The sequence below is a fragment of the Pseudomonas cyclaminis genome (genome assembly GCF_015163715.1).
Taxonomy (GTDB): Bacteria; Pseudomonadota; Gammaproteobacteria; order Pseudomonadales; family Pseudomonadaceae; genus Aquipseudomonas; species Aquipseudomonas cyclaminis.
The window spans coordinates 1-3,241 of sequence record NZ_JADDUM010000354.1 but is presented as its reverse complement, the minus strand read 5'-3'; the positions used below and the strand labels follow the sequence as shown (position 1 = coordinate 3,241).

Below are 3,241 nucleotides of genomic sequence, written 5' to 3'. Positions count from 1 at the left end.
CCCTCGATCGAGGGGTTTTCAGTCAAGCGCGTTACGTCATGGCATCACGTCATCTGAATGATGGTCTGCATGATGGTGCTCTGGGTGGAGATAGTCTTGGCGTTCGCCTGGTAGTTGCTCTGGGCCTTGATCAAGTCCACCAGCTCGTTGGTCAGGTTGACGTTGGAGTTCTCCAGGGAGTTGGCCACGATCGAACCCAGGGTGCCGGCTTGCGGGGTGTCGTAACCCGGCTGGCCCGAGGAGAAAGTCTCTCTCCAGGTAGTGCCGCCCGACGGTTGCAGGCCCTGTTCGTTGTTGAAGCTGGCCAGCGAGATCTGGCCGATGGCCTTGCTCTGCTGGTTGCTGAACGTGGCGAACAGTACACCGCTGCCGTCGATTTTCAGGCCGGTGATCTGGCCGGTGGCGTAACCGTCAGTGGTCGGCGGGTTACGGTAGCTGGCCGAGTTGTACTGGGTGATATTGCCCATGTTCACGGCAATAGGCCCCGCGGTCGCTTCGTTCGGCGTCCAAGTGCCATCGGTCACCGAGCCTGGAACCCAGCCAGTGAGCGTCAAGGTCTTGCTGCTCACGCCGCCGGTCACAACATCCTTGAGCTTACCCGCACCGTCAAAGGTGATGGTCGACGGCACAGGTGCCGTGGTGCCGGTCGTTGTCGGCTTGGTACCGTCCAGGTTACGGCCGTCGATCAACGTGTAGGCGTTCCACTCGTTGGCGTCGGTTTTGACCATGTACTGCACCATGGCGTGGGAGTTGCCCTGGGAATCGTACAAAGTGGTGCTGTACTGAGTGGTAAAGGTGGTGGTGTCGCTTGGGTTGAACGGCTTGGTAGTCTGGTTGATCACCGGCTCCGACGAGTTCAGGTTACTGGTGGAGTCCACTTTGGTGGACGCCTTCGGCGGCAGGTAAGACAAGTTCAGTTGCAGGTCGGTCAAGCCGCCCTTGATGATCTTGCCGTCGTCATCCGCCGCGTAGCCTTGCAGGCGCGAGGTGCCGGTGTTGTTGGTGATGTAGCCGTCTTTGTCGGCGCGGAACGCACCGCTACGGGTGTATTCCAGGGAACCGTCGCTGCCCTTCTGCACGAAGAAGCCGCCGCCCTGGATCGCCATGTCCAGCACACCGCCGCTGTTGTTGACGTCGCCCTGGGTGAACTGCTGGGACACTGCCGCCAGGTTCACGCCATTGCCGATGCTGTTCTGGCCGGTGCCCAGTTTGGACGCGGCATAGATGTCGGCGAATTCCGCGCGGGACGACTTGAAGCCAGTGGTCGCGACGTTGGCGATGTTGTTGCCGGTCACGTCCAATTGTTTGTTGGCCGCATAGAGGCCGCTAAGGCCGATATTAAAAGACATGTTTCTCTCCTTCTGCCGTAGTTAGCCGGCTCTATGTACCGATAGTCTGAATTTGCGACAGCTTGACGCTGCCCATGCCACCCGCAAGGTTCAGCAGCATTTCGCCGCCGGTCTTGCTCAACGTCACGCTCGTCACCGTGGCCGGCAGCGAAGTCGCCAGGGCCACCGACTCGCCCTTGTCGTTCTTGGTCGTGGCCGTGAAGGTGTAGGTCCCCGCTGGAGCCACCTCACCCGCCTCGTTCTTGCCATCCCAGATAAAGTCCGAGGTGCCAGCGCTCTGGGCGCCCATATCGATGGTGCGCACCACGTTGCCGTCTTTGTCGGTGATCTTGACGGCGACGTTGCCGGTGGCTGCAGTCACTGCCACCGAACCGTTCATGCTCTTGCTTGTATCCACCAGGGCCTTGTCGGTCTGGGTGATGATCGAACGCCCTACCAGCGACGACGCCTGCAGCGCCTGGGAGGAACTGAAGTTGCTGGAGATCGCATTCACCGAGTCGTTCAGGGTGTTGATGCCTTCCAGGCTGCTGAACTGAGCCAACTGGGCCACGAATGCACCGTTGTCCTGAGGCGACAGCGGGTCCTGGTTTTTCAGTTGGGTGACCAACAGCTGCAAGAACGCATCCTTGCCCAACGACTGATTGCCGGTGGCGGCGGAGGCCGTGCTCGCGACATTGTTGGTGGCAGTCGTGACCTTGGAATTGAAAAGGTCCTGGACTGCCGTATTAGTAGACGTATCAACGATGGCCATTATTTGGCGCCCCTTATCACTGACCCAGGGTCAGGACCTTCTGCATCATGGTTTTGGCGGTGTTCATCATTTCCGCGTTGGTCTGGAACGAGCGGCTGGCGGAAATCATGTCGGCCATTTCCTCGACCACATTGACGTTCGGGTAGTACACGTAGCCTTTTTCGTTCGCCGCCGGGTGGTTAGGCTCGTAGCGGGCTTCGAGATTGCTCTGGTCTTCGACCACGCCAAGCACCTGCACGCCTTTGCCGGCTGCGTCCTGCTCCTGGAACAGCGAGTCGCTGCCGCCGTTCTGGCCGGCCTGGAACATGGTGGCAAACACCGGGTGACGGGCACGGTACGTCTGGTCAATGCTCGAAGACACGGTCTCGGCGTTGGCGATGTTACTGGCGACGGTGTTGAGGCGCGTGGTCTGGGCGCTCATGCCGCTACCGGCAATATTGAAAACACTGGACAGGGACATGGCTTACTCTCCACGCAGGGCTGACATCAGCCCTTTGAATTTGCTGTTGAGCAGGGTAAAGCTGGCCTGGAAGTTCACCGAGTTCTCGGCATAGGCCGATTGCTCCAGCTGGGCGTCGACGGTGTTCTGGTCGATCGACGGCTGCATCGGCGTGCGATACAGCAACGACTCGTCACCACTGCTCAGGCCTTGCGCTTCGATATGACGGTTATTGGTCATGTTCAAGGCGAAGGTGCCGTTCTTGGTCTTGTCCTGCTGTGCGGCGAGCACGGCGGAGAAGTCCAGATCCCGAGCCTTGTAGTTCGGGGTGTCGGCGTTGGCAATGTTGTTGGCCAGGACTTCAGCACGCTGGGCGCGGAAGCCCAGGGCTTGTTCGTGGATACCGAGCGCTTTATCGAAGCTGATGCTCATGGCGGAAACCTTTAGGCTGACCTGCTGTTCGTTAACAGGGTTATAGCAAGGCCCATGCCAGTTTCTGAAAAGCCCATGAATCAAGGGTTTGCGGGAAGGTTGCCGGCGGCAATGCCAGAAAAGCGGCAACGGGTTTCCGCGTGGCGCCAGTAAAGCGGCAATGGCGATTGCCGCTTTCCCGCAACTTGCCGCAGAAACAAATGTGGGAGGGGGCTTGCCCCCGATAGCAGTTGATCAGTTAGTGTTTCTATCACTGATACACCGCTATCG

Annotated in this window: 4 protein-coding genes; all 4 read right to left on the bottom strand. The window is 59.3% G+C overall.

The annotated features are described in order from the left end of the window. Positions 1–44 precede the first annotated feature (44 nt). Genes flgE through flgB form a run of 4 tightly spaced genes read right to left on the bottom strand, consistent with a single transcriptional unit; the run spans position 45 to position 2,971 of the window. Positions 45–1,349: a flagellar hook protein FlgE gene (gene flgE, locus IQK56_RS30340; RefSeq protein WP_122306791.1), complete on the bottom strand. Its 1,305-nt coding sequence runs from the start codon at positions 1,347–1,349 to the stop codon at positions 45–47. Between the two features lie 31 nt (positions 1,350–1,380). Beyond that, complete coding sequence (gene flgD / locus IQK56_RS30335) at positions 1,381–2,100, bottom strand: flagellar hook assembly protein FlgD (protein WP_122306792.1); 720 nt, start codon at positions 2,098–2,100, stop codon at positions 1,381–1,383. A 16-nt stretch (positions 2,101–2,116) separates the two neighbouring features. Further along, positions 2,117–2,560, bottom strand: a complete 444-nt coding sequence (gene flgC, locus IQK56_RS30330) for a flagellar basal body rod protein FlgC (RefSeq protein ID WP_003175632.1) — start codon at positions 2,558–2,560, stop codon at positions 2,117–2,119. 3 nt (positions 2,561–2,563) lie between these two features. Beyond that, complete coding sequence (flgB, locus tag IQK56_RS30325; protein WP_017529461.1) at positions 2,564–2,971, bottom strand: flagellar basal body rod protein FlgB; 408 nt, start codon at positions 2,969–2,971, stop codon at positions 2,564–2,566. Positions 2,972–3,241 lie beyond the last annotated feature (270 nt).